The sequence below is a fragment of the Streptomyces iakyrus genome, from assembly GCF_000717055.1.
Classification (GTDB): Bacteria; Actinomycetota; Actinomycetes; order Streptomycetales; family Streptomycetaceae; genus Streptomyces; species Streptomyces iakyrus.
The window spans coordinates 119076-143963 of record NZ_JNXI01000013.1 but is presented as its reverse complement, the minus strand read 5'-3'; the positions used below and the strand labels follow the sequence as shown (position 1 = coordinate 143963).

General features: G+C 69.4%; 23 protein-coding genes. 11 read left to right on the top strand and 12 right to left on the bottom strand.

All coding sequences use genetic code 11. The annotated features are described in order from the left end of the window. Nucleotides 1–410 precede the first annotated feature (410 nt). Both dnaB and OO68_RS20595 read left to right on the top strand, forming a co-directional pair. Entirely contained in the window at nucleotides 411–1892 is a 1482-nt protein-coding gene (dnaB, locus tag OO68_RS20600; RefSeq protein WP_033309879.1) for a replicative DNA helicase, read from the top strand. A 205-nt stretch (nucleotides 1893–2097) separates the two neighbouring features. After that, a complete protein-coding gene (locus OO68_RS20595) occupies nucleotides 2098–3483 on the top strand; it encodes a serine hydrolase domain-containing protein (RefSeq protein WP_033309878.1) in 1386 nt (461 codons plus the stop codon). A gap of 15 nt (nucleotides 3484–3498) precedes the next feature. Here OO68_RS20595 and OO68_RS20590 read toward each other — a convergent pair whose 3' ends face one another. Together OO68_RS20590 and OO68_RS20585 are read right to left on the bottom strand one after the other, a co-directional pair. Beyond that, nucleotides 3499–3951, bottom strand: coding sequence for a GNAT family N-acetyltransferase (locus OO68_RS20590; RefSeq protein WP_033309877.1), 453 nt, complete (start codon nucleotides 3949–3951; stop codon nucleotides 3499–3501). A 66-nt stretch (nucleotides 3952–4017) separates the two neighbouring features. After that, complete coding sequence (locus OO68_RS20585) at nucleotides 4018–4482, bottom strand: MarR family winged helix-turn-helix transcriptional regulator (protein WP_033309876.1); 465 nt, start codon at nucleotides 4480–4482, stop codon at nucleotides 4018–4020. 142 nt (nucleotides 4483–4624) lie between these two features. Here OO68_RS20585 and OO68_RS20580 point away from each other — a divergent pair, with 142 nt between their 5' ends. Next, the gene (locus OO68_RS20580; protein ID WP_033309875.1) at nucleotides 4625–5833 is read left to right on the top strand and encodes an MFS transporter; all 1209 of its coding nucleotides are present in this window, start codon (nucleotides 4625–4627) and stop codon (nucleotides 5831–5833) included. A 68-nt stretch (nucleotides 5834–5901) separates the two neighbouring features. After that, nucleotides 5902–6324, top strand: a complete 423-nt coding sequence (locus tag OO68_RS20575) for a GlcG/HbpS family heme-binding protein (RefSeq protein ID WP_033309995.1) — start codon at nucleotides 5902–5904, stop codon at nucleotides 6322–6324. 67 nt (nucleotides 6325–6391) lie between these two features. Here OO68_RS20575 and OO68_RS20570 read toward each other — a convergent pair whose 3' ends face one another. Beyond that, nucleotides 6392–7255, bottom strand: a complete 864-nt coding sequence (locus tag OO68_RS20570; RefSeq protein WP_033309874.1) for a GNAT family N-acetyltransferase — start codon at nucleotides 7253–7255, stop codon at nucleotides 6392–6394. Between the two features lie 567 nt (nucleotides 7256–7822). Here OO68_RS20570 and OO68_RS20565 point away from each other — a divergent pair. Beyond that, the gene (locus tag OO68_RS20565; RefSeq protein ID WP_403549793.1) at nucleotides 7823–9460 is read left to right on the top strand and encodes a globin domain-containing protein; all 1638 of its coding nucleotides are present in this window, start codon (nucleotides 7823–7825) and stop codon (nucleotides 9458–9460) included. A gap of 9 nt (nucleotides 9461–9469) precedes the next feature. Here the strand turns inward: OO68_RS20565 and OO68_RS20560 are convergent, their stop codons facing one another. From OO68_RS20560 to OO68_RS20540, 5 genes are all read right to left on the bottom strand, one after another. Continuing rightward, a complete protein-coding gene (locus OO68_RS20560; protein WP_033309872.1) occupies nucleotides 9470–9952 on the bottom strand; it encodes an NUDIX domain-containing protein in 483 nt (160 codons plus the stop codon). A gap of 177 nt (nucleotides 9953–10129) precedes the next feature. Then, nucleotides 10130–11035 carry a LysR family transcriptional regulator gene (locus tag OO68_RS20555; protein ID WP_033309871.1) on the bottom strand — a complete coding sequence of 302 codons (906 nt, stop codon included), beginning with the start codon at nucleotides 11033–11035 and terminating at the stop codon, nucleotides 10130–10132. Between the two features lie 195 nt (nucleotides 11036–11230). Continuing rightward, nucleotides 11231–12436: a cystathionine gamma-lyase gene (locus OO68_RS20550; protein WP_033309870.1), complete on the bottom strand. Its 1206-nt coding sequence runs from the start codon at nucleotides 12434–12436 to the stop codon at nucleotides 11231–11233. Next, nucleotides 12433–12924, bottom strand: coding sequence for a low molecular weight protein-tyrosine-phosphatase (locus OO68_RS20545; protein WP_033309869.1), 492 nt, complete (start codon nucleotides 12922–12924; stop codon nucleotides 12433–12435). Before OO68_RS20545 ends, OO68_RS20550 begins: the two co-directional genes overlap by 4 nt. Nucleotides 12925–12930: 6 nt before the next feature. Beyond that, a complete protein-coding gene (locus OO68_RS20540) occupies nucleotides 12931–13308 on the bottom strand; it encodes a phage holin family protein (RefSeq protein WP_033309868.1) in 378 nt (125 codons plus the stop codon). A 60-nt stretch (nucleotides 13309–13368) separates the two neighbouring features. Here OO68_RS20540 and OO68_RS20535 point away from each other — a divergent pair, with 60 nt between their 5' ends. From OO68_RS20535 to OO68_RS20520, 4 genes are all read left to right on the top strand, one after another. Next, nucleotides 13369–13686: a cupin domain-containing protein gene (locus tag OO68_RS20535; RefSeq protein ID WP_033309867.1), complete on the top strand. Its 318-nt coding sequence runs from the start codon at nucleotides 13369–13371 to the stop codon at nucleotides 13684–13686. A 165-nt stretch (nucleotides 13687–13851) separates the two neighbouring features. After that, nucleotides 13852–14064, top strand: a complete 213-nt coding sequence (locus tag OO68_RS20530; protein WP_020271174.1) for a DUF5326 family protein — start codon at nucleotides 13852–13854, stop codon at nucleotides 14062–14064. A gap of 206 nt (nucleotides 14065–14270) precedes the next feature. After that, nucleotides 14271–15119: an IclR family transcriptional regulator gene (locus OO68_RS20525; RefSeq protein ID WP_403549787.1), complete on the top strand. Its 849-nt coding sequence runs from the start codon at nucleotides 14271–14273 to the stop codon at nucleotides 15117–15119. 97 nt (nucleotides 15120–15216) lie between these two features. Continuing rightward, nucleotides 15217–15651: an SsgA family sporulation/cell division regulator gene (locus OO68_RS20520; protein WP_033309865.1), complete on the top strand. Its 435-nt coding sequence runs from the start codon at nucleotides 15217–15219 to the stop codon at nucleotides 15649–15651. 228 nt (nucleotides 15652–15879) lie between these two features. Here the strand turns inward: OO68_RS20520 and OO68_RS20515 are convergent, their stop codons facing one another. Then, nucleotides 15880–17130: a YibE/F family protein gene (locus OO68_RS20515; RefSeq protein WP_033309864.1), complete on the bottom strand. Its 1251-nt coding sequence runs from the start codon at nucleotides 17128–17130 to the stop codon at nucleotides 15880–15882. 779 nt (nucleotides 17131–17909) lie between these two features. On the opposite strand from OO68_RS20515, the gene thiC reads away from it, so the two are divergent. Continuing rightward, a complete protein-coding gene (gene thiC / locus OO68_RS20505; protein ID WP_033309862.1) occupies nucleotides 17910–19694 on the top strand; it encodes a phosphomethylpyrimidine synthase ThiC in 1785 nt (594 codons plus the stop codon). Between the two features lie 142 nt (nucleotides 19695–19836). Here thiC and OO68_RS20500 read toward each other — a convergent pair whose 3' ends face one another. The 3 genes from OO68_RS20500 to OO68_RS20490 form a co-directional block, all read right to left on the bottom strand. Then, nucleotides 19837–20703, bottom strand: a complete 867-nt coding sequence (locus OO68_RS20500; RefSeq protein WP_033309861.1) for a membrane protein — start codon at nucleotides 20701–20703, stop codon at nucleotides 19837–19839. A 183-nt stretch (nucleotides 20704–20886) separates the two neighbouring features. Beyond that, nucleotides 20887–21975: a metallophosphoesterase gene (locus tag OO68_RS20495; RefSeq protein WP_106974381.1), complete on the bottom strand. Its 1089-nt coding sequence runs from the start codon at nucleotides 21973–21975 to the stop codon at nucleotides 20887–20889. A 278-nt stretch (nucleotides 21976–22253) separates the two neighbouring features. After that, on the bottom strand, nucleotides 22254–23366 hold the full coding sequence (locus OO68_RS20490) for a LacI family DNA-binding transcriptional regulator (RefSeq protein WP_078625380.1): 1113 nt from the start codon (nucleotides 23364–23366) through the stop codon (nucleotides 22254–22256). 431 nt (nucleotides 23367–23797) lie between these two features. On the opposite strand from OO68_RS20490, the gene hisC reads away from it, so the two are divergent. Further along, entirely contained in the window at nucleotides 23798–24877 is a 1080-nt protein-coding gene (hisC, locus tag OO68_RS20485) for a histidinol-phosphate transaminase (RefSeq protein ID WP_033309858.1), read from the top strand. The last annotated feature ends 11 nt before the right edge of the window (nucleotides 24878–24888 follow it).

The following is a 24888-nucleotide window of genomic DNA, read 5'->3' as shown; positions in this document are numbered from 1 at the left end:
CTTACTTTCTGTCCTGGGGTGCGCACTGCTGTGCACTGTTCGAGGCGATCTTGGGCCGGTTGGGAAAGTTTTTCTTCTGCACAGCCCGTGGACGACAAAGGTGCAGGTCAGAATGGTTTCTCTCGTGTGGGTCGCTGCTTGTTCACAGGCCTGTCCACCGGGTCGTGCACAGGTTTCGCGGAGTTCTCCACAGCATCTGGGCCGTCGTCCACATGGCCTGTGGATAACCAGATTGGCTGACGGTGCCGACCGGCCTACGGTGGTCCGGCGCCCGCTCCGTCCGCCGGTTTCCAAAACGCCATAAAACCGGCGCGTGCCAACCGGAGTTGGGCCTCTTATTTGTCAGTGTCGTGCCGTAGAACAGAGGGGCACGGCTAGGTCTGCTTCGGCGGACGGGAGGAGGTGGCTCGGTGAGCATTTCCGAGCCCTTGGACGATCCGTGGGCCGACAGCGGTCCCAGTGATCGTCTGCCCGCCTCCCGCCGGCGTGGTGACGGAGCCCGCGGCCGCGACGAACAGCACGAGCGCGGCAGGGACAACGGGGCGTGGGACGGCGGATCGGCCCCGTCCTTCGAGCGGGTACCGCCGCAGGACATCGACGCAGAGCAGTCCGTCCTCGGCGGCATGCTCCTGTCCAAGGACGCCATCGCCGACGTCGTCGAGATCCTCAAGGGCCACGACTTCTACAAGCCGGCCCACGAGACGATCTACCAGGCCGTCCTCGACGTCTACGCCAAGGGCGAGCCGGCGGACCCCATCACGATCGCGGCCGAGCTCACCAAGCGCGGCGAGATCAACAAGGTCGGCGGGGCCTCGTATCTGCACACCCTCGTTCAGACGGTCCCCACGGCGGCCAACGCGGCGTACTACGCGGAGATCGTCCACGAGCGGGCCGTCCTGCGCCGTCTGGTCGAGGCCGGTACCCGCATCACACAGATGGGATACGCGGCCGACGACGACGTCGACGAGATCGTCAACCGCGCCCAGGCAGAGGTCTACGCGGTCACGGAGCAGCGCACCAGCGAGGACTACCTGCCGCTCGGCGACATCATGGAGGGCGCGCTCGACGAGATCGAGGCGATCGGCTCGCGCAGCGGCGAGATGACCGGCGTTCCCACGGGGTTCACCGACCTCGATTCCCTCACCAACGGTCTGCACCCGGGGCAGATGATCGTCATCGCGGCCCGTCCCGCCATGGGTAAGTCGACGCTCGCTCTTGACTTCGCCCGGGCCGCGTCGATCAAGCACAACCTGCCGAGCGTCATCTTCTCCCTGGAGATGGGGCGCAACGAGATCGCGATGCGTCTGCTGTCCGCGGAGGCCCGCGTCGCCCTGCACCACATGCGGTCCGGCACCATGACGGACGACGACTGGACGCGCCTGGCGCGCCGGATGCCCGAGGTCTCGTCCGCACCGCTCTACATCGACGACTCCCCGAACCTGTCGATGATGGAGATTCGCGCCAAGTGCCGTCGGCTGAAGCAGCGCAACGACATCAAGCTCGTGATCATCGACTATCTGCAGCTGATGCAGGCCGGTGGTTCCAAGCGCTCCGAGAGCCGGCAGCAGGAGGTCTCGGACATGTCCCGGAACCTCAAGCTCCTGGCGAAGGAGCTGGAGGTTCCCGTGATCGCGCTCTCCCAGCTCAACCGTGGTCCCGAGCAGCGCACGGACAAGAAGCCGATGGTGTCCGACCTGCGAGAGTCGGGTTCCATCGAGCAGGATGCCGACATGGTGATCCTTCTGCACCGCGAGGACGCGTACGAGAAGGAGTCGCCGCGCGCGGGCGAGGCGGACATCATCGTTGGCAAGCACCGTAACGGCCCGACGGCGACGATCACGGTCGCCTTCCAGGGTCACTACTCACGCTTCGTGGACATGGCGCAGACCTGATCCGCTTCCTGAGGGCTGACGGCGCGCTCAGTCGCGGTCACTCGGCCTGGGCTCCGTCCGCCAACGCAGGCCCGACCCCGAAGTGCGCGAGATTGGGGACCTGCGACTCAGGTAAGGCCAGGTCGCGAGACCTTACAGCCGATCTCACAGGCTCCGGCCCCGAATGTGCTCGACGCGGGGAGGCCCGGCCGGGTGGACTGGGCTCATGACGACATCTCAGGGAGAGCTGCTTCCCGGCACCCGTCGCGCTCTGTTGCACCGGATCGCCGTCGCGCAGGCCGAAGGGCGGGCTCCGTCGCTCGTCGCGGCCGTCGTGCGGGACGGGGCAACGGTGTGGACGGGTGCCCGGACCTCGGTGGAAGGGCACGCGCCGGACGAGAACGTGCAGTACCGGATCGGCTCGATCACCAAGACCTTTACGGCCGTCCTGGTGCTGCGACTTCGCGATGAGGGTGCCCTGGATCTCGGGGATCCGCTCGAGAAGCATCTGCCGGGCACCGGCGTGGGGGAGGCGACCGTCGCCGAACTCCTGGCGCACACAGGAGGGCTGGCGGCCGAGACGCCGGGGCCGTGGTGGGAGCGGAGCCCCGGATCCCTGCGGCCCGAACTCGCCGACGTTCTGGGCGAGCGGCCCCTGCTGGCCCCGCCCGGCCGCCGGTTCCACTACTCGAACCCGGGATACGCACTGCTCGGCGCCCTCGTCGAGAAGCTCCGTGGAGCCCCTTGGGAGGAGGTCCTTCGGCGTGAAGTGCTCGAACCTTTGGGCCTGCACCGCACGAGTGTGTTGCCTCAGGCGCCCCATGCGGGTGGCTGGGCGGTGCATCCCTGGGCCGATGTGATGCTCCCCGAGCCCATCGAGGATCTGGGGCGCATGGCGCCGGCCGGTCAGCTCTGGTCGACGACCGGCGACTTGGCGCGGTTCGCGGTCTTCCTGGTCCAGGGAGATGAGCGGGTGCTGAGCGCCGCGTCGCTGCGAGAGATGAGGACGCCGGCCGCGCCTCACGAGGCGGCGGACGTGGCGAGCGGATATGCCTACTGCCTGGGCATGGAGATCCGGCGACGGAACGGCCGGTCCCTCGTCGGCCACACCGGCTCGCTGCCCGGGTTCCTCGCGTGCCTCATGATCAGCGTCGATGACGACGTGGCAGCGATCGTCATGGCCAACTCCACCTCCGGGCCGCTGCTGTTCGCGGTCGCCGCCGACCTGGTCCGCATCGTCGCCGAGGCGGAGCCGCGTATCCCGGCACCGTGGAAGCCGCTGGCTGATCTCGACCCGTCGCTGCTGGAGCTGACGGGGCAGTGGTACTGGGGGACGCACGCCTTCGCTCTGCGGCTGACGGCCGACGGATCGGTCTCCCTGGGCCCGCTGTCCGGCGCCGGGCGCCGCTCACGGTTCCGGTCGAACGGCGACGGCACCTGGACGGGGCTGGAGGGCTACTACGCCGGCGAGCTCCTGAAGGCCGTACGGCGGCCGGACGGGTCCGTGAGTCATCTGGATCTCGGCTCGTTCGTGTTCACGCGTCAGCCGTACGACGAGGGGGCTCCTGTGCCGGGCGGAGTGGATGCCGGGGGATGGCGCGGTATCGGTTAGGCGGTGGCATGACGGTCACAGCTGGAGCTTGAAGCCTGTGTGAGAGGCCGTGAACCCGAGCCGCTCGTAGAAGCGGTGGGCGTCGCCGCGCGTCCTGTCGGAGGTCAGCTGGACCAACTGACATCCCTGCTCCCGGGACGTGTCGATCGCCCACTCGATGAGCTGTGTTCCCAGGCCGCTGCCGCGCTCGTCCGCATGGATGCGCACTCCCTCGATGATCGACCTGGTGGCACCGCGTCGGGAGAGCCCGGGAATGATCGTGAGCTGGAGCGTGCCGACGACCCGGCCCTGCCGTACCGCCACGACCACATGCTGGTTCGGGTCGGCGCTGAGCCGCTCCAGCGCGGCCAGGTACGGGCCGAGGTCGTCCGGTGACTCGCGCTGTGCGCCCAGCGGGTCGTCCGCGAGCATGGCGACGATCGCCGGGACGTCGTCGGAGACGGCGGAACGTATCTCAAGATCTCCCATGGACGCACCCTAAGCAGAGCCGGCCGGTGCGGAGTCGCCGCACCCGGTATGTCCTGGGCGTGTGTCCTAGGCGGGCACCGGGGCCTTCAGGGTCTCCACGACCCGGACCAGTGGGGCCAGTTCGGGGTTCTTCGCGGCTTCGTCGAGGGCTTCGCGCAGGGCGGCGTCATTGGTCGGCCGCGCCGCTTCCAGTAGTTCGAGGCCCGCTTCGGTGACGTTCGTGTAGATGCCCCGGCGATCGGTGGGGCACAGGTAGCGCTCCAGGAGCCCGCGGTCCTCCAGCCGGGTGACCAGGCGTGTGGTTGCGCTCTGGCTGAGGACGACCGCGTCGGCGACCTGCTTCATCTGCAGATGCCCTCCGTCCCCGTCGTGCTGTCGGCTGAGCACGTCCAGCAGGGAGTACTCGCGTGCGCTGAGGTCGTGCCCGGCCTGCAGGGCGCGCTCGATGTGGGCCTCGATCCTCCCGTGGAGCAGGGAGAGGGCGCACCAGCCCTGGGCGAGAGCGGTGAGCGCGGGGTCCGTCGCTGTCATTGGCGTTTCCTCCGTCCCGGAGCGGCTGCCACCCAGGATAGAGCAGGGTCGCAATTGACGGCGGTTGCATATAGCCCGCGTCTGCAATTATTGTGGACGCACGCAAAGCGCTCCTGCAATCGTCTGGGAAGGTAACCCCTCCATGCCTCTCGCGCTTCTGGCCCTCGCGATCGGGGCCTTCGGGATCGGAACGACCGAATTCGTGATCATGGGCTTGCTGCCCGAGGTCGCGGGCGACTACGGGGTCTCCATCCCCATCGCCGGATACCTGGTGACCGGCTACGCGCTCGGCGTCATGTTCGGCGCCCCGCTGATGACCGTGCTCGGCACCAGGGTCTCCCGCAAGCGGATGCTGATGCTGCTCATGGGCCTGTTCATCGTCGGCAACCTGCTCTCGGCACTCGCCCCGGCCTTCTCCGTCATGCTGATCGGCCGGATCGTCGCCTCCCTGGCCCACGGCGCCTTTTTCGGCATCGGCGCGGTCGTCGCGGCCGACCTCGTCGCCCCTGACAAGAAGGCCGGAGCCATCGCGATGATGTTCACCGGCCTGACCGTCGCCAACGTGGTCGGCGTCCCGCTGGGCACGCTCGTCGGGCAGTCCGTCGGCTGGCGGGTGACCTTCGGCATCGTCGCCGCCCTCGGCGTCGTCGGCCTGGCCGGCATCGCCCGGCTCGTCCCCGACATGCCCAAGGCGGAGGGCGTGCGCCTGCGCCACGAGCTGGCCGCCTTCAAGAACGTCCAGGTGCTGCTCGCGATGGCCATGACCGTCCTCGGTTTCGGCGGTGTCTTCGCGGCCATCACCTACATCGCGCCGATGATGACCCACGTCGCAGGCTTCGCCGACGGCTCCGTCACCTGGCTGCTGGTCCTCTTCGGCCTCGGCATGGTCGGCGGCAACCTCATCGGCGGCAGGTTCGCCGACCGCGCCCTGATGCCCATGCTGTACGTCTCCCTGGGCGCCCTGGCCGTCGTCCTGGCGCTGTTCACGGTCACCGCCCACGACAAGCTGCTGTCGGCCGTCACCATCGCGCTGATCGGTGCCCTGGGCTTCGCCACCGTGCCGCCGCTCCAGAAGCGGGTCCTCGACCAGGCGCACGGTGCCCCGACCCTGGCGTCCGCCGTGAACATCGGCGCCTTCAACCTCGGCAACGCGTTGTCCGCCTGGCTCGGCGGCCTCGTGATCGCGGCAGGCCTCGGCTACACCGCCCCCAACTGGGTCGGTGCCGCCCTGGCAGCCGGCGCCCTGCTCCTGGCCCTTGTCTCGGCCGCCCTGGAGCGCCGTGCGGCTGAGCCCAGCACCGTCGTCACGGGCGGCGCACCGGCCGAGCAACGGGCCGCCGCCCACCACTGAGCAGCCGGACCACCCTCACCGACCCCATGACCCAGCACCACCAGCACGCCGTCCAGGAGAGCTCCCTCATGACCACCACCACCGCCGTCGCCCCGCTGACCAGCCAGGACGCTGACGCGCTCGTCGCCGCGGCCCAGCGTGCCGCCGAGGACGCAGGCGTCACCATCAGCGTCACCGTCCTGGACGCGGGCGGCCATCTGCTCGCCTTCCGGCGGGACGACCGCGCCGTGCTGATCTCCGGCGAGACCAGCACCCGCAAGGCCTACACGGCTCTCCAGATGAACGCGCCCACCGCCGACCTGGTCGACGCGGTGCAGCCCGGGGGCCTCTTCCACACGCTGCCGACCGCGCTCGACCGGCCGCTGCTGTTCATCGCCGGCGGCGTACCGATGCACCGCGACGGCCGTCTGATCGGCGCGATCGGCATCGGCGGCGGCGCCCCGGAGCAGGACCACGGCTTCGCCATGGCCGCCCTGGAGACCCTCGCCTAACCACTTCAGCACGGCGATGAGGGCTCCCCGTTTTCCGGGGAGCCCTCATCGCCGTAACGAGGTTTCTTCAGCCCGCCGCGACCGTGACCGGCGCGAACCGCCGGCTCCAGTCTCCGGGCAACTCGGTGATCCCGTACGACATCACCGAGTTGAAGGCGAGGGATGCCAGGCCACGCTCCTTCACCCACGCGAGGAGCTCTTTGTGCCGCACATCGATGTCCGTGCGCAGCGGACGGTCGGTGCGAGCGGCAAGAGAGGCGATGAGGGCCTGCGCCACCGACGTGTCGCGTGCGACGAGCGGCCCCACGACGTGAGTGTCCATGTTCGGCCAGGCACCCGCGTACCCGATGATCTGCCCGCCCTCCTCGGCTACGCGCAACTGGTCGGCGAAGGCAGGGAGTCGGGTGACGATGTGGGTGCGGTCGGCCCCGAACACCTGCTCGTCGAGCCGGAGGATCGCGGTCAGGTCCTCGGCGGTGGCGGCGCGCGTGGCGACTCTCGGCTGCGGCCCCCCGGGAGTGAAGTGCCCGCGGACCATCTCAGCCCGCCCGGTGACCTTGAAGCCGAGTTCCTCGTAGAGGGGCCGGCCGTACGGCGTGGCATGCAGGGTGAGCGGGGTGGCGCCCATCGCCGAGACGACGTGGCGCATCAGCCGGCGTCCCACGCCCTGACGGGCATGCCGTCCGGCGACCAGGACCATGCCGATCGCGGCGAGGGCGGGGTCCTGCGGTCCGTACTCGGTGACGACGCAGGCGGTGACCAGGCCACCGTCGGGGTCGTCGATGCCGTAACCCTTCCCGGCCGTAAGAAGGAAGCCCCACTTGTGCTCCTCCCGTGGCCACCCCCGGTCCTCGGACAAGTCGGCGCAGGCGGCTTGATCGCGGAGCGTCAAACGACGGATGGGCAGGGAGGCAAGGGAAGGAGTCGGCACGCAGGTCAGGCTGTCCGACGCGGGCCCCTGGCGTCCACCTCTTTCAGTGGAGACGTACGAGCTTTTGGCCAGTTGTCGCCACCCGTACACGGCGTTGGCCCGTGCTGGATGTTTCACGTGAAACACGTAAGAACATCACGTGTCCGATCAGCGCCGGGAACGGTGCTTTAACGCAACACAGTTGACCGTCTTGATGATTCGCGTGGTGACCGCATTCGTGGCGGGGGAAGGGGGGACTTGTGTGCACGGCGGTGCCCGGTAGGGTCGACTCCGGTTCGCATCCGGCACGCGACACCCCTGTGAGGGCCGAGCGCAGGGCAGTGCAGCCTAACGGGACGGAGAGATCGAAGACCCGCGTTTCCGGTTACGCGACGGAAGCGTCCAGGCGGGTGAGAAGCTCGATGAGAGTTACTGCGGCCAATGTCACACTCTCGCCTTACTTGTCCGTACGGGGCCGGAATACGGGTTGAATGTGGCCGCATTGGCCGCGACAAGGATGGGAACGCAGACCGTCCACGGGGGAAAGCAGGCACCTTCCGACTGGGAAGTGCGCAGACCGACCGAAAGATGCTCGAGGCGAGGCACACCATGGACGCTCCGACCACCACGTCGGCCGACAACGGCACTTCTGGCGGCGGGGGCGGCTGGTTCACACCCCGCAAGGACCCGACGACGGCGCCGGAAAGCGACGCAAGGACTCCCGACAGGACGGCAGAAGGCCGTCGACCGGCGGCGATACGCCCGGTGGGCAGGCCCGGAACCGCCCCGGAACCGCCGGCAGACGGCACATCCGCGCCGCCCAGCTCGACACCCGGCGGTGTGAGCACCGGCGGGCCGGAGCACGGGCGCGAGACCCCGGATGCGATATCGACGCCCGCCCCTCACGCCGCTCAGCACGACCCTTCCCCCGCGGTCTCCAGCCTCGTCGGCGCCCCGTCGTCGGGTCCCGCACCGACCCCGCTGACTCCCGCACCCTTCGCCACCACGCTGGCTCCGCCCCCGCCTGCCGCTGCCGAGCAGCCCGTCTCCGCCCAGCGGCACGCTCCGGTGTCGTCTCCGGAAGAAGCCGCCACCGCCCCGGCCGAAGAGGGCTCCCCGGACGCCCTGCTCATCCGCCGCACCATGACCGAGGTGGCCCCCGTCGCCGACAAGGTCACGTCGTACTTCTACGCCCTGCTCTTCGTCCGCCACCCCGACCTGCGGTCGCTGTTCCCCGCCGCGATGGACACCCAGCGGGACCGGCTGCTCAGAGCGCTGCTCACGGCCGCCGAGCACATCGACAACAAGGAAGTCCTCGTCGACTACTTGCAGAATCTCGGCCGGGGCCACCGGAAGTACGGGACGCGGGCCGAGCACTACCCGGCCGTCGGCGAGTGCCTCATCGGTGCGCTGAGCAAATACGCCGCCGGGGTCTGGAACGCGGAGATGGAGGCGGCCTGGGTCAGGGCCTACACCACGATCTCCCAGGTCATGATCGACGCGGCGGCCGCGGACGAACTGCGCGCTCCGGCCTGGTGGTACGCCGAGATCGTCACGCACGACCTGAGAACCCCGGACGTCGCGGTCGTCACCGTCCGGCCCGACCAGCCGTACCCCTTCCTCGCAGGGCAGTACACGAGCGTGGAGACGCCTTGGTGGCCCCGGATCTGGCGGCACTACTCCTTCGCCTCGGCTCCCCGCTCCGACGGTCTTCTGTCGTTTCACGTGAAGGCCGTTCCGGCGGGCTGGGTCTCCAATGCCCTGGTGCACCGCGCCCGCCCCGGTGACATCATCCGGCTCGGCCCTCCCGCCGGTTCCATGACCGTGGACCACACCACCGACAGCGGTCTGCTCTGCCTCGGCGGCGGCACGGGCATAGCGCCCATCAAGGCCCTGGTCGAGGACGTCGCCGAGCACGGGGACCGCCGGCCGGTCGAGGTCTTCTACGGCGCCCGCACGGACCACGACCTGTACGACATCGACACCATGCTCCGCCTCCAGCAGAGCCACCCCTGGCTCTCGGTCCGCGCGATCATCGACCAGCAGGCGAACCAGCAGCTGCCGGACGCGATACGCGCCTACGGGCCGTGGAACGAGTTCGACGCCTACCTCTCCGGGCCGCCCGGGATGATCCGCAGCAGTGTGAACGCCCTGAGGGACATCGGCATCCCGTCGGACCGCATACGGCACGACTCCGTCGAGGAACTGGTCGCGGCCGGAAGCTGACCAGGTGTCTCAGCCCAGGTCGGGCGCGTGCATGGCGAGTACACCTTCGATGTTGCCGTCCAGGTAGTGGCGCAGCGACAGCGGCACGAGATGGACGGAGGCGATACCGACGCGGGTGAAGGGCACGCGCACGATCTCGTACTCGCCGACCGGCTCGTCCACCTCGGGGCCATGGCGCAGCGAGGGGTCCATGGACTCCAGGCGGCAGACGAAGAAGTGCTGCACCTTAACACCGGTCGCGCCGCCGTCCTCCCCGATGTGCTCCATGGTGTCCACGAAGCAGGGCACCACATCGGTGATCTTGGCACCGAGTTCCTCGTACACCTCGCGGTGCAGGGCGTCGACGACGGTCGAGTCGCTGGGCTCGACCCCGCCACCGGGGGTGAGCCAGTAGGGATCCACGCCCGGCTTGGTGCGCTTGATCAAGATCAGGTCGGCGCCGTCCAGCAGAACGGCGCGGGCGGTGCGCTTGACCACGGGTCGGACGGTCATGAGTGAAATGTGGCCCGGCTGGTTCCACGTGAAACATCGCGAAACGTCACCGGCCGAGCTCCCAGAGTGAGGCCCGGTCCCGAGCGCCCCGGTACTTGCGCTGAGGCGCCCCAGGCACCGGCTCCAGGGCGCACCCGCAACCCACGTCCCGCAGCTCCAGGGCCGGCCGGAAGGACTTCAGCACCAGTCGGCCGATGCCCGCTGCAACCACTCATGGGCCCGCGCGATGTGGGGCATCGCGAGTGTCCCGGTACGGACCACCAGGAAGTACGTCCGCAGCGGCGGCACCGTCGGCTCGTGCAGGGCGACGACCTCGCCCCGCTCCAGCGCCGGCGTACACAGATAGCGGGGCAGCACCGCCAGGCCGGCTCCGGCGGCAGCGCAGGCCAGGACCGCACGCAGGTCGGGGACGATCACGGTGCCGGGGGTGGCCGGGTGCGAGTCGAAGACGGAGGCCCAGTAGCGGGAGACGAAGGGCAGCGACTCGTGCACCTCCACCACGGGCACCTTCTCCAGGGCCGGTTCCGGCTTGTGGTCCGGTTGCCCGGTGCCGATCTCCTCGGCCCAGCGCGGGGCTGCGACCAGGACGTGCTCCTCGTCGCAGAGCGCAGTCGCCGTGAGCAGGGCGCCCCGCGGCTGGGCGGTGCTGATGGCCAGATCGTGGTGCCCGGCGGAAAGCCCTTCCAGCGTTTCCTCGGCCGTCCCGAAGGAAGCGCGCAAGGCGAAGCCCTGACCGTCCTCACCGGTCAGTTCCGTGAGGGCGGGAAGGGCTCGTTCAGCGGTGAACTCCGGAGGTCCTGCGAGGTGCAGCGTCCGTAAGGAGGAGTCGTCGTCGAGGCCGGTCTCGGTGATCTCCACCAGGGCGTCCAGATGGGGCGCGGCCTTGTGGGCGAGTTCGTCGCCGATGCTCGTCGGGGTCACGCCGCGGGCTTGCCGCAGGAACAGGGGGCGGCCCAGCTGCCGTTCCAGCGTGCGTATCTGCGAGGTGACGGCGGGCTGGGAGAGACCGAGGAGGGCGGCGGCGCGGGTGAAGGAGCCGGCCCGGTGCACGGTCACGAAGGTCCGCAGCAAGGCCAGATCCACCGCACACTCCCCTCTCCGGCCTCCGCTACCCGCCCATGGCCGTGCTCAACTATAAATAAGTCGATAGGTCTCTGTCGCTACCGTGATTGGACACTGACAGAGAGTCAACTAGCCTTGGTCGCGCGGTTCTTGCGCGCGGAACCGGGGGACGGTCCGAGCCACGAGGGGGGAGGCTCGGACCGTCCGTGGGGAGGGTCAGGCGGCCGACGCGTCCAGCGCACGCAGCACGTCCGCCACCAGGTCTTCCGGGTCCTCGGCACCGACCGACAGGCGGATGAAGCCCTCAGGCACCGCGTCCCCGCCCCAGCGCCCCCGCCGTTCGGCCGTGGACCGCACCCCGCCGAAGCTCGTCGCGTCGTCCACGAGCCGCAGCGCGTCGAGGAAGCGGTCGGCACGCGCTCGCGTGGGCAGGGTGAAGGACACCACGCAGCCGAAGCGCCGCATCTGCCGCGCCGCGATCTTGTGCGAGGGGTCGTCGGGGAGACCCGGGTAGCGCAGCCCCGTCACCTCGGGCCGCTCGCGCAGCGCCTCGGCAACCGCCAGGGCCGTCGCGCTCTGCCGGTCGACCCGCATCTGGAGCGTCGCGATCGAACGGTGCGCGAGCCACGCCTCCATGGGCCCCGGAATCGCACCGACGATCTTGCGCCAGCGACGCACGGCGGCCATGGCCTCGGCTTCCCGGCCGACGACATACCCCAGGAGGACGTCACCGTGGCCGGTGAGCTGCTTGGTGCCGCTGGCCACCGCGAAGTCGGCACCGAGCTCCAGCGGACGCTGACCGAGCGGCGTCGCGAGGGTGTTGTCGACGGCCACCAGGGCGCCACGCGCGTGTGCCGCCTCGGCGAGCCGCCCGATGTCGCACACGTCGAGCCCGGGGTTCGACGGCGTCTCGATCCACAGCAGCCTCGCGCCGTCGAGGACGTCGAGCTGGGCGTCGCCACCCGTCGGCGCGGTGCGCACCTGGATGCCGTACGCCTCCAGCTGGGCGCGGACCAGCGGCAGCGCCTGGTAGCCGTCGTCGGGCAGGACGCACACGTCGCCGGTGCGCAGCTGGGAGAACAGCACCGCCGAGATCGCGGCCATGCCCGACGCGAAGACGAGCGTCTCGGCGTCGTCCCGGCCGGGAGCCTCCAGCTCGCCGACGGCGCGCTCCAGCAGCGTCCAGGTGGGGTTCTCGTCGCGGCCGTAGGTGTAGGGGCCGGTCGGGTCGCCCGGCAGGTGGAAGTGGGCGGCGAACACCGGGCCCGGCAGGGTGGGCTCGTGCTTGACCGGCTCGGGCAGTCCGGCCCGCACCGCGCGTGTGCCGTCACCGGTCCCCGCGGTAGCCCGTCCGGCGGTGCCCGTCACTTCGTCGACGCCGCCCGTCGTCCCGCTCGCGTCATCCGTCGCGGAATCGCTCATGCCGCCCGTCCCTCCACGTCCTTGCGCACGGCGGCGAGCAGACCGGTGCTCGCCGCCTCCACCATCTCAAGGCACTCCTCGAAGCCGTCCATGCCCCCGTAGTAGGGGTCCGGTACGTCGAGGTCGTCGCCCGCGGCAGGATCGTACGAGCGGAGCAGCTTTACCTTCTGGGCGTCCTGCTCCGTCGGCGCGAGGCGGCGCAGCGCCCCCAGGTGGCCGGAGTCGAGGGCGATCACCAGGTCGAGGCGGGAGAACCAGGACGGCTGGAACTGCCGGGCCGTGTGGCCGCCGGCGTAGCCGTTGTCCTCCAGGACGGCCACCGTACGCGGGTCGGCGCCGTCGCCCTCGTGCCAGCCGCCCGTGCCGGCGCTGTCGACCTCCACCACCCCGTCGAGACCGGCCTCCGCCACACGAGCGCGGAAGACGATCTCGGCCATCGGGGACCGGCAGATGTTGCCCGTGCAGACGAAGCAGACGCGGTACGTCATGTCTGCTCAGTCCCCGTCGGGCAGGACGACGTGCAGCGCCCAGGAGACGACCGAGATGATCAGGCCGCCCAGGACGGCCGTCCAGAAGCCCTCCACGTGGAAGCTCAGGTCGAGCTTGTCCGCCAGCCACGAGGTGAGCAGCAGCATCAGCGCGTTGACGACCAGCGTGAACAGGCCGAGCGTCAGTATCAGCAGCGGCAGGCTGAGGAGCTTGACCAGCGGCTTGACCAGGAAGTTCACCAGGCCGAAGAGCAGCGCGACGATGATCAGGGTGCCGATCTTCTTGCCCGTGCTGTCACCGGTCAGGGTGATCTTGTCGAGCAGCCATACGGCGACCGCCAGGGCACCCGCGTTGGCGATCGTCTTGACTACGAAATTCATCATGTGTCTGATCGTGGCAGACCTGATCGGACACGGGCACAAGAGGCAGGGGCGGACAAGGCGATGAAGGCATTCCGGCTGGATGAACTGGAGGCGGAGCGCGCCGCCAATGAGGGCGCCTACCTGCAGTTTCTGCGAGAGCAGAACATGTCGGTCGGTCTATACGCCCTGGACGCGGGCGAACAGGATCCACAGAAGCCGCACAATCAGGACGAGGTCTACTTCGTTGTGAGCGGCCGCGCCGCGATCACCGTCGGCCTGGAGACGACCCAGGTGGCGCGCGGCAGCGTGGTCTACGTGCCGGCGGGCGTCGCGCACAAGTTCCACCACATCACCGAGGACCTGAGGGTGATGGTGGTCTTCTCTCCGCCCGAGAGCTGACGGACCGCCTCAGGGTTCCCTAGGGGATCGGTCAGGGGAGGACAAGGGATGCGAGGCCCCCGTTCGACCCCCTCACGGACCTAGCATCGAGTGCAGGACATCAGAGATCCAGAAGAACCGACAGGGCCCGGCACTCGAACGGGTGGAAAGGTAAGGACGAGGGCGATGCGAGAGATCTTCACGGGACTGCCGTGGTGGGTGAAGTGGATCGCGGTGCCGGTCATCGCCCTCGTCGTGTTCGGCGGGCTGATCGCCAGTGTGGTCGGCTTCGTCATCGGACTGCTCTTCAAGGTGCTGGTCTTCGTGGCCCTGGTCGGTGGACTGATCTACGTCGTACGGAAGTTCACTTCGAGCTCGTCGTCGCGCAGCGACTGGTGAGACCGGTGGGAAACCGGTGGGGGTAGCGGGAAACACCTGGAATCACCCGTTCCCTCGGGCGAGGGAAGTTTCCCGTCCGGACCGTCTGCGTGCGGTGGCAGACGAATAGAGTCCGGAACTCGACGCGGGGACTTCCCCGCGAGCGGCATTCACCCCCACCCGTGTTCCTCCGCACGGTCGGCCCCCTCGCGCTTCGGGAGAGACCCTTGGTCCCGGCTGACACCGCACCCGTCCAGCTCCACACCGTCCCCGCGCAACCGCGCTCGGCGGCGCCGCCCGGGTCACCGCCCCCCTCCGCACCGCCGCCTCCGCCGACTCTCATCGGCTCCGTGCAGCGCGCGATGCGCCTGCTGGAGACCGTCGCCGTACACGAGTACGGGGCACCGGCCAAACAACTGGCCCGGGAGACCGGTTTGGCGTTGCCCACGACGTACCACCTGCTGCGCACGCTCGTGCACGAGGGCTATCTGCGCCGGGACAAGGGCCTGTTCTTCCTCGGCGAGGCGGCCGAGCGGCTGAGCAGCAGCGGCGCGCGGCAGAAACGTCGCAGCACGGTCGTCGACGCGCTCGCGCACTGGCGGGACGTCCTGGGCGTGCCCGTGTACTACGCGGTGTACCGCGAGGGCGAGATCGAGGTCAGGTGTGTCTCCGACACCCCGGGCAACCCGGCGGTCGAGGAGTGGGCGGACTTCCGTGAGACCGGGCACGCGCACGCCATCGGGCAGTGCCTGCTGTCCCAGCTGGACGAGGAAGCACGCCGTGACCACCTCGACCGCTACCCGGTGCAGCCCCTCACGCCGTACACGGTGCGCGACAACCACAGTCTGCTCCGGCGTCTGGAGCGGATCCGGCGGATGGAACCCGTGACCGAGCGTCAGGAGTACGCCTTGGGCGCGGTGTGCGCCGCCATCCCGCTCACCCTCGGCACCACGGCCGCGACGATGGCCATCTCACTACCCGCACACCAGGCCGACCGGCTGCTCCCCGCAGCCCGTCAGTTGCAGACCGAGATCGGGCGGGTGCTCGGCTCGCTCGCGCTCTCTATCACTATGTGAAAACTCACTCCTTGTGATCTGCTGTGTACGTTCAGCAAGATTCCACAAGTGTCAGAGGTTCGTTCCCGGCCAGTCACGGCGAATGACGGGGTTATCGATGCGCGAGTCCGTACAAGCAGAGGTCATGATGAGCTTTCTCGTGTCCGAAGAGCTCTCCTTCCGCATTCCCGTGGAGCTGCGCTATGAGTCCAGTGATCCCTATGCCGTCCGGCTGACTTTTCACTTGCCCGGTGATGCCCCGGTGACATGGGCTTTCGGGCGGGAGTTGCTGATCGACGGGGTCGGCCGGCCGTGCGGGGAGGGTGATGTGCGGGTCACGCCCGTCGAACCCGACGCGCTGGGCGAGGTGTTGATCCGGCTTCAGGTGGGCAGTGACCAGGCGTTGTTCCGGTCGTCGACGGCACCGCTCGTCGCTTTCCTGGACCGTACGGACAAGCTGGTGCCGCTGGGCCAGGAGGGCTCGCTCGCCGACTTCGACGCGCACCTCGACGAGGCCCTGGACCGCATCCTCGCCGAACAGGGCGCTGGTTGAGACATGGGCCCGGCGGCACGGTGGAGTAACGCTTCACCGGATGCCGCCGAGCTGTGCAGGAACGCTTCTTCTTGCGATCTTCGTATGACCGGGCGATCTTCACTCGGTGCGAGGCGGTCTGAGGCGGTCGGGGGCAGCGGGCCGGACGCCGGGGCGTCGGCCAGGAGTCCAGGCCCGCACCAGACGCCGGAGGCCCACGCCCTCGCAGCCGTCCGCGGCACAGAGGCGTCAGCGCTTGCGGCGCCGGCCCCTCCCCCCGCGCGCCGGGGCCGCGGAGGCCTCCAGGGCGGGCTCCGTCCCGGGCCGGTCGGCCGAGACCACCAGCGCCGCCAGGGCCGTGGTGACCGGCACCGAGGCGACCAGGCCGATCGAGCCGACCAGCGTGCGCACGATCTCCTCCGCGACCAGCTCGCTGTTGGCGACCGTCCCCACACTGCTCTGCGCGATCGAGAACAGCAGCAGCAGCGGCAGCGCGGCACCCGCGTAGGCGAGGACGAGCGTGTTGACGACCGAGGCGATGTGGTCGCGGCCGATCCGGATGCCCGCGCGGTACAGGCCGCGCCACCCCATCGACGGATTGGCCTCGTGCAGCTCCCAGACCGCTGAGGTCTGGGTGACCGTCACGTCGTCGAGCACGCCCAGCGAGCCGATGATGATGCCGGCGAGCAGCAGACCGCTCATGTCGATCGTCGGGTAGAGCCCGTGAATCAGACCGGTGTTGTCGTCGGTGTTGCCGGTGAGCGCGGCCCAGTCGATGAACACCGAGCCGAGGATGCCGATCAGCAGCAACGAGATGAGGGTGCCCAGCACCGCCACGGATGTCCGGGCGGACAGACCATGACAGAGGTACAGGGCGATGAGCATGATGGCGCTCGCCCCGACCACCGCCACGACCAGCGGGTTCGAACCCTGAAGGATCGCGGGCAGGATGAAGAAGTTCAGCACCATGAAGCTGATGGCCAGCGCGACCAGTGCCATGACCCCTCGCAGCCGTCCGACGACGACGACGGCGACGGCGAAGATGCCGGCGAGCAGAGCCATGGGCAGCCGACGGTTGACGTCGGTGACCGAGTACTGCAAGTCCTTCGGCGCCGACGGCTCGTAGGCGACGACGACCTTCTGGCCCTCGTGCAACTGCCGGGACTGGTCGGGCTGGACGATCTCGGTGAACGTACGGCCCTTGTCGTCGCCGCTGTCGACCCGGATCGTCGCCCGCTTGCAGGTGCCCTGCTCCTGCTGCACCGCGGAGGAACCTTCAGCGGTGGAGGTGTCGCCGGTCGGGGGAACACCCGAAGCGCCTGCCTCCTTGCAGCTCACCTCGACCACCTTGGTGACCGTGGCGTCCTGTGTCTGCCGGTCGAAGCCGACGCCGGTGCGCTCGTGAGCCGGGGCGCCGCCCGGCCACAGCACGACGAGACCGACCAGCACCGCCGCGGCGAACGGGATCAGGACCGCCGCGATGACCTTGCGCAGGTGCATGGAGACGGGTGTGGCCGGACCGTGGCTGTGCGAATGGCCGTGGCCGCCGCCCGGGGCGGAACCGTGACCGTGCCCGTCATCGCCGCCCCGGCCATTCCCGTCAGCGCCGCCGTGCCCGTGCCCGTCACCTCCGCCGTGACCGTCACCGCTGCCGCGCCCGTCGTCTCCGCCATGGCCGTAGCCGCCACCGGCACCGTGACCGTGGCCATACCCGTCGCCGCCACCGGGCCCACCACCGGGGCCGTGGCCGGGACCCTGACCGCCCGCGGGAGCACCGTGGCCACTGGACGAACCTGCACCCGGGCCGCCACCGAAGCCCGGTCCGTACTCACCGCCGCCCGAGGGGCCGAAACGCTCGTCACCCCGGTCATGCCCGTATCCGGGCCCGGGTCCCTGCCGCCTGGCTTGCCCCTGCCCGCCTCTGGCGGCGAAATCATGGCCGTTACCACGGCCGTTGCCGTTTCCGGCGCCGGATCCGCGGGGCGGCTCGGGCGGTGGGTAGGGGGGACGCTGCGTCGTGGTCACCGACCGATCATCGCAAGAACGAGGGGGGCCCTCTGTTCACCGCGCCAGAATTGCCGCTAGCGTGGAGGCACCTTTTGTACACGCGGGAGCTCGGAGCACCGGGCTGAGAGGGCGCTGACCTCCGTCCCGGCGATGTTTCACATGAAACATCGCCGGAGTCGAGTGATGTTTCACACGGAACGTCGCCGGACGGAAACCGCTGCGTCGACCGCCGAACCTGTTACCGGGTAATGCCGGCGTAGGGAGTAGGTCTGATGACCAACAAGGACGCACGCACGCCTGCCTCCGTTCAGGACGAGAAGTCCGAGGAGGCCGGGAAGTCCATCGGCTGGCACAAGGCGTACATCGAGGGCACCCGCCCCGACCTGCGCGTGCCGGTCCGTCAGGTGCACCTCACCAACGGCCGGTCGGTCACGCTGTACGACACGTCGGGCCCGTACACCGATCCACTCGTCGACACCGACGTCCGCAGGGGCCTGTCGCCGCTGCGCGAGAACTGGATCATCGCCCGCGGCGACACCGAGGAGTACGCGGGCCGCCCCGTCCGTCCCGAGGACGACGGCATCAAGCACACCTCGCCCCGCGGCGGCCTCCGTAACCTGGACGCCGTCTTCCCCGGCCGGCCCCGCCAGCCGCGCCGCGGCAGGGCCGGGCAGGCGGTCACGCAACTCGCCTACGCCCGCCGCGGCGAGATCACGCCCGAGATGGAGTACGTCGCCATCAGGGAGAACGTTGCGCCCGAGGTCGTGCGCGACGAGATCGCGGTGGGCCGGGCCGTACTGCCGGCCAACGTCAACCACCCGGAGATCGAGCCGATGATCATCGGCAAGCGGTTCCTGGTGAAGGTCAACGCCAACATCGGCAACTCGGCCGTGACGTCCTCCATAGAGGAGGAGGTCGAGAAGATGACCTGGGCGACCCGCTGGGGCGCCGACACGGTCATGGACCTTTCCACCGGCCGCAACATCCACACCACGCGTGAGTGGGTTCTGCGCAACTCCCCCGTCCCCATCGGCACCGTGCCGCTCTACCAGGCGCTGGAGAAGGTCGACGGCCGGGCCGAAGAACTGACCTGGGAGATCTACAAGGACACGGTCATCGAGCAGGCCGAGCAGGGCGTGGACTACATGACGGTCCACGCGGGCGTGCGCCTCGCGTACGTGCCGCTGACCGCGAACCGCAAGACCGGCATCGTCTCCCGCGGTGGCTCGATCATGGCCGCGTGGTGCCTCGCGCACCACAAGGAGTCGTTCCTGTACGAGAACTTCGAGGAGCTCTGCGAGATCCTCGCCGCGTACGACGTCACGTACTCGCTCGGGGACGGCCTGCGCCCCGGATCGATCGCGGACGCCAACGACGAGGCGCAGTTCGCGGAGCTGCGCACGCTCGGGGAACTCAACCGGATCGCGAAGCGTTTCAACGTACAGACCATGATCGAGGGCCCGGGCCACGTCCCGATGCACAAGATCAAGGAGAACATCGACCTTCAGCAGGAGATCTGCGATGAAGCTCCGTTCTATACGCTCGGCCCGCTGACCACGGACGTCGCCCCGGCGTACGACCACATCACCTCCGGCATCGGTGCCGCGATGATCGCCTGGTGGGGCACGGCGATGCTCTGCTACGTCACGCCCAAGGAGCACCTGGGCCTGCCGAACCGTGACGACGTCAAGACCGGCGTCATCACCTACAAGATCGCCGCCCACGCAGCCGACCTCGCCAAGGGGCACCCGGGTGCGCAGGAGTGGGACGACGCGCTGTCCGACGCCCGTTTCGAATTCCGGTGGGAGGACCAGTTCAACCTGGCCCTCGACCCGGACACGGCACGGGAGTTCCACGACGAGACCCTGCCCGCCGAGCCCGCCAAGACGGCTCACTTCTGCTCGATGTGCGGTCCCAAGTTCTGCAGTATGAAGATCTCGCAGGACATCCGCCGTGAACACGGCGGCACACGGACCGAGATCGAGGAGGGCATGGCCCTGAAGTCGAAGGAGTTCGCGGCGAGCGGGAACCGCGTGTACCTGCCCATCGCGGACTGATCCGGCCGTGCAACAGGCCCGGGGGCCGATGGCCCCCCGGCCTGTGGGTCCGCCACTCGGATCCGCCCGCTGGATCCGCCGGTTCGGAACCGCCGGTTCGGATCCGCCGCTCGGACGGACTCCGGCGGGTGCTACTCCGGGCCTACTCCGGCTGGTGCTCCGGCCCTCCGAAGTCCGGGCTGGTGTAGTCCGGGCTGCTGAAGCTGGGGCGCGAGCCGCGGTCGCCGTCGTCCGGGCTGGTGAACCCCGGGCGGCCGTAGCCGAGGTGCGGCATGCGGCTGACCGGCGTGGACGAGGGCGTGTGGTGCAGTGCCGCCGCCGCGCCGGGGTCGACGAGGGCTTCCCGCAGGAAGGGCAGGATGCCGCGTTCCAGCAGGGCCTCGTGCCAGGCCTCCTTGGCCTGGGCCACTTCGCCCTGCAGTTCGCCGTACGGTCCGCCTTCGGCCGTGGGCTTGTTCCGCAGGGCCGTGAGCAGCAGTCCCACCGCGGCGACGAGAATCGCCACCGCGGTCACGGCGCCGAACACCCAGCCCGTGGTGAGCATGGTCCGGGCGAATCCCTGATCCGGGTCGAGCATCCGCAGGATGTAGCCGACGAGGAGGAAGATCGCCGCGGCCGTTCCGGCGAGGACGGGCGCGAGGACGGCGACGACGGCGACGGCACCCGCGCCGGCGGTTTCGGCGACCCCGCCCATGGTGGCGGCGAGCCCCGACGCACCCGTACCCGGTTCGGCGGAACCTGAGTCGCGCACGGCCTGCGAGCCGGCCGACGCCGGCTGTCGCAGTTCGTCGCGGACCTTGACGTAGTGCTGGTACTCGGCCGACGCGGCCGCCGTGATGAGTGCGGTCGCGTTCAGCGCCATGGTGCGCAGTTGTTCGGGGTTGAGCCGCTGACCCACAGCGGCCAGTTCGGGACGGTGTGGTGCGGAGCGCAGCGCCTCATCGAGGATCCGCTCGTATTCCTGGCGGTCCTCGCTCAACAGGTGCTGCGGAACGCTGTTCATGTGCATCCCCCGATGCTCCGTAGGGCTTGGGGCTCGGCATGCTGACGAGCCGTCGGGCAGAAACGGAGGGGAGCCTGCTACGGATAAGCCGATGGTAGAGCGGTGACGGTATGCGGTGACAGGGGGTTTACCGAAATTGACCCGTCACCGGCCCAGTCCTCCGAAGGGGAACGCCTGCCCGGTGAACGTTCACGTATCCAGCGGCAGTTGCTGGACCAGTAGCTTTCCGGCCATGGTCACGCCGCCGTCCATCGCGATGGCGAGTCCGTCGGCGTAGACGTGCGGTCCCTCGATCACGGGGTCGCGGTTGTCCTCGTCGTCCTCGGAGCCGACCTCGCCCAGCAGATACGGAATCGGGCTGTGCCCGTGAACGATGCGGGTGCCCCCGTACGTATCGAGCAGGGAGCGCACGGCGTCCGCACCGCCCTCGTCGCGGAAGGAGAACCGCTTGGTGAACTTGCGGAACAGGTCCCAGACCTCGTCCGCGTCGTTGCGGGTGATTGTCTCGCGGACGGTGTCGTTGACCTCTTCGATGGAGCGGCCGTAGTCGAGGTAGGCGGTGGTGTCGGAGTGGACGAGCAGGTGGCCGTCGACCTCCTCGATGGCGTCGAGGCGCGACATCCATTGCAGGTGGTGGTCCTGGAGGCGGTCCATGTCGGTCTTCTGGCCGCCATTGAGGAGCCACGCCGCCTGGAAGGTGGCGGTGCCCGCGCCGGAGTTGACGGGGGTGTCGCCGAACCGCTTGGCACCGAGCAGCAGCAGCTCGTGGTTGCCCATGAGCGCCTTGCAGTAGCCGCCGGCCGCGGCGGCCTCGGCGGACAGCCGCATCACGAGGTCGATGACGCCGATGCCGTCCGGCCCGCGGTCGGTGAAGTCGCCGAGGAACCACAGCCGGGCGGTGCCCGCGCACCAGTTTCCGGCGGCGTCGAGCAGGCCCTTCTCCTGGAGGGCCGACACCAGCTGGTCGAGGTAGCCGTGCACGTCACCCACGACGTACAGCGGGCCCTGCCCGGTGGCCTGCGGGGCGGCGGCGGTCTCGGGGTCCACGGTCACCTGGACAGTGTCACCCCGGTTGATGACGGGAAGGTCGCGCTCGGTCGGCGTGTACCCCTCGGGGTAGGCCTCCTCGGGCGGCGGGGCGACGTCACCGGGGTGGACGCTGTGGACGTACGGACCGGTCTCGTGGACGTACGCGGGCACCCGGAAGTCGCGCAACGTCGCCGTCCGCTCCACCTCGGGTCCCTGACCGGCCCCCTGAGTCATCGACCCCTCCACCATCGCGCCGCATTGCACCGCATCGGACTGCCTGGTCGTAGCGGCCCGCGGGTGTCGTGGGCCCATCATAGGAATGCGGATCGCGCCATGTGATGACCCAGGGGTGGTGAATCAGAGCAAGAGTCCAGTTCACCGCGGCTTTCGCCCCGATTGGGCCGGGCTTTGACCACCGTGTGACCGTCCTCGCTCTTCTGCTCTTCGCGAGAACGATCCCTTCTCTCCGGGGGACCGGCCCTGTTTCTCCCCAGGAGTACGACCTTCCCTTTACCCGCGAGCGGGACCTACGTCTCCTCGGGTGACCGCGGCGGGCTGACCGTCGTGCGCGGCGAGCGTCGCTGGGACGAGGTGCGCACGATCAGCTCCGTCGGTATGACCTGCTCCACGGGCCGGTCGGATTCCACTCCCTCGATGGCGTCGATGAGGAGCTGCACCACCGCCGTGCCGATGCGGCGCGGCTTCAGGGAGAGCGTGGTGATCGGCGGCTCGGTGTTGGCGTACACGGTGGACTCGCTGCAGCAGACCAGCAGCAGGTCGTCCGGGACGCGCAGGCCGTAGCGGCGGGCCGCGGCGAGCAGGTCGGTGCCGTTCGGGTCGAACAGTCCGTAGACCGCGTCGGGTCGGTCGGGCCGGGCGAGCAGCCGGTCGGCGGCCACGGCTCCCGCGCACGGATCGTGCGCCGGGTAGGCCTCGTACACCGGATCCTGGCCCACCCGCTCGCACCAGCGCAGGTAGGCCGTGGTCGACAGGTGGGTATACGTGTCCGTCGACGTGCCGGTGAGCAGGCCGATCCGGCGGGCGCCGGCGGCGGCCAGGTGGTCGAGGATGCCGAGGACGGCGGCCTCGTGGTCGTTGTCGACCCAGGCGGTGACCGGCAGCGCGCCGGCCGGGCGCCCGTCGGAGACGACCGGCAGACCTTGCCGGACGAGTTCGCTGACGACCGGGTCCTGGTCGGAGGGGTCGATGACGACGGTGCCGTCCAGGGCGACGTTCGACCACACGTCGTGGCGGGAGGTCGCGGGCAGGATGACGAGGGCGTAGCCGCGGGCGAGCGCGGCGGAGGTGGCGGCCCGCGCCATTTCCGCGAAGTACGCGAACTCCGTGAAGGTGAAAGGTTCATCCCCGTACGTGGTCACGGTCAGGCCGATGAGTCCCGACTTGCCGGTACGGAGGGTCCGGGCGGCGGCCGAGGGGCGGTAGCCCAGTCGGTCGGCGACCTCGCGGACATGGCGCCGGGTGGCGTCCGGGAGCCGGCCCTTGCCGTTGAGGGCGTCGGAGACGGTCGTGATGGAGACTCCGGCTGCGGCGGCCACGTCTCTGATGCCCGCCCGACCCGGCCTGCTGCCTCGACGTGAGGTTTCCGCGCGGCTCACCTGGTGCTTCCCTGCTGCTGTCATGGCGAGCCGATAGTAGGGCTCATGCGGTGGGGTAGTGCGGACGCATATGCACGCGTTGACAGGCACGTTTCTGCATGATCATTGACTGGCAATTGCATTGGAAACAAAGGGTGTTGAGCGCTTTCATGACAGTACGTGTCTTGTCGGCGCGCACGGGCCTGCCACGGGGGTGATGTTGCGAAGAGGTCTCAACTCACCTGCACGAGGGATGCGCGCCACGGCGTGCACCACCGGCGCGTAGATATATGTGAGGCGCGCCCCTGGATTCGTACGCCTTGGTGCGGTGATGCCCCTGATGCCGGTGGGAGGGGGAGGTCCTGAGCCCGCTGCTCGGTCGTTGCTATACGCAGCGGCGCCGAATCCTCATAAGGTGAGGAGTATTGGATGTCGGCGGCGGTCATGGGCCGCCGGTCTTCACGAGGAGGACTGCGGTGAGCGAGACGAGCCCCAAGCTGCGCGCCGAGCTGGAGGGGATCCCCACCTACAAGCCGGGCAAGCCCGCTGCGGCGGGTGGCCCGGTGGCCTACAAGCTGTCCTCCAACGAGAACCCGTATCCGCCGCTGCCCGGCGTGATGGAGACCGTGACGGCGGCGGCCGGCAACTTCAACCGCTACCCGGACATGGCCTGTACGGCGCTGATGAACGAGCTGTCCGAGCGGTTCGGCGTGCCTCTCTCCCACCTGGCCACCGGTACCGGTTCGGTCGGTGTCGCCCAGCAGCTGATCCAGGCCACCTCCGGCCCGGGCGACGAGGTGATCTACGCCTGGCGCTCGTTCGAGGCGTACCCGATCATCACGCAGATCAGCGGCGCGACGTCGGTGCAGGTGCCGCTGACGCCCGGGGACGTGCACGACCTCGACGCGATGGCCGACGCGATCACCGACCGGACGCGGCTGATCTTCGTCTGCAACCCCAACAACCCCACGGGCACGGTGGTGCGGCGGGCTGAGCTGGAGCGCTTCCTGGACCGGGTCCCGAGCGATGTGCTGGTGGTCCTCGACGAGGCCTACCGCGAGTTCATCCGCGATCCCGAGGTGCCGGACGGCGTCGAGCTCTACCGTGACCGGCCCAATGTGTGCGTGCTGCGGACCTTCTCCAAGGCGTACGGCCTCGCCGGCCTGCGCGTCGGTTTCGCCATCGCCCACGAACCGGTGGCCGCGGCGCTGCGCAAGACGGCGGTGCCGTTCGGCGTGAGCCAGCTTGCGCAGGAGGCGGCGATCGCCTCGATGCGGGCCGAGGACGAACTGTTCGGCCGGGTGGGCTCGCTGGTGTGCGAGCGCACGCGCGTGGTCGACGGGCTGCGCTCGCAGGGCTGGACCGTGCCCGAGACCCAGGCCAACTTCGTGTGGCTGCGGCTGGGGGAGCGCACGGTCGCGTTCGCTCAGGCGTGTGAGCAGGCGGGTGTGGTGATCCGGCCGTTCCCGGGTGAGGGGGTGCGGGTCACTGTCGGGGAGGCCGAGGCGAACGACATCTTCCTGAAGGTGTCGGAAGGGTTCCGCAAGGAGCTGTAGCCACTGCCTCC

Bases quoted from the DNA above. Each gene is read 5' to 3' on its own strand.
- OO68_RS20585 (WP_033309876.1), bottom strand. From the start codon at position 4,482: ATGACAGCGACGGACCCCGCGCTCACCGCTCTCGCCCAGGGCTGGTGC.
- OO68_RS20520 (WP_033309865.1), top strand. From the start codon at position 15,217: ATGCGCGAGTCCGTACAAGCAGAGGTCATGATGAGCTTTCTCGTGTCC.
- OO68_RS20575 (WP_033309995.1), top strand. From the start codon at position 5,902: ATGACCACCACCACCGCCGTCGCCCCGCTGACCAGCCAGGACGCTGAC.
- OO68_RS20560 (WP_033309872.1), bottom strand. From the start codon at position 9,952: ATGACCGTCCGACCCGTGGTCAAGCGCACCGCCCGCGCCGTTCTGCTG.
- OO68_RS20565 (WP_403549793.1), top strand. From the start codon at position 7,823: ATGCTCGAGGCGAGGCACACCATGGACGCTCCGACCACCACGTCGGCC.
- OO68_RS20550 (WP_033309870.1), bottom strand. From the start codon at position 12,436: ATGAGCGATTCCGCGACGGATGACGCGAGCGGGACGACGGGCGGCGTC.
- OO68_RS20495 (WP_106974381.1), bottom strand. From the start codon at position 21,975: ATGGTGGAGGGGTCGATGACTCAGGGGGCCGGTCAGGGACCCGAGGTG.
- OO68_RS20515 (WP_033309864.1), bottom strand. From the start codon at position 17,130: ATGCACCTGCGCAAGGTCATCGCGGCGGTCCTGATCCCGTTCGCCGCG.
- thiC (WP_033309862.1), top strand. From the start codon at position 17,910: ATGACCAACAAGGACGCACGCACGCCTGCCTCCGTTCAGGACGAGAAG.
- OO68_RS20580 (WP_033309875.1), top strand. From the start codon at position 4,625: ATGCCTCTCGCGCTTCTGGCCCTCGCGATCGGGGCCTTCGGGATCGGA.
- OO68_RS20595 (WP_033309878.1), top strand. From the start codon at position 2,098: ATGACGACATCTCAGGGAGAGCTGCTTCCCGGCACCCGTCGCGCTCTG.
- OO68_RS20530 (WP_020271174.1), top strand. From the start codon at position 13,852: ATGCGAGAGATCTTCACGGGACTGCCGTGGTGGGTGAAGTGGATCGCG.
- OO68_RS20535 (WP_033309867.1), top strand. From the start codon at position 13,369: ATGAAGGCATTCCGGCTGGATGAACTGGAGGCGGAGCGCGCCGCCAAT.
- OO68_RS20490 (WP_078625380.1), bottom strand. From the start codon at position 23,366: ATGACAGCAGCAGGGAAGCACCAGGTGAGCCGCGCGGAAACCTCACGT.
- OO68_RS20500 (WP_033309861.1), bottom strand. From the start codon at position 20,703: ATGCACATGAACAGCGTTCCGCAGCACCTGTTGAGCGAGGACCGCCAG.
- OO68_RS20590 (WP_033309877.1), bottom strand. From the start codon at position 3,951: ATGGGAGATCTTGAGATACGTTCCGCCGTCTCCGACGACGTCCCGGCG.
- OO68_RS20540 (WP_033309868.1), bottom strand. From the start codon at position 13,308: ATGATGAATTTCGTAGTCAAGACGATCGCCAACGCGGGTGCCCTGGCG.
- OO68_RS20545 (WP_033309869.1), bottom strand. From the start codon at position 12,924: ATGACGTACCGCGTCTGCTTCGTCTGCACGGGCAACATCTGCCGGTCC.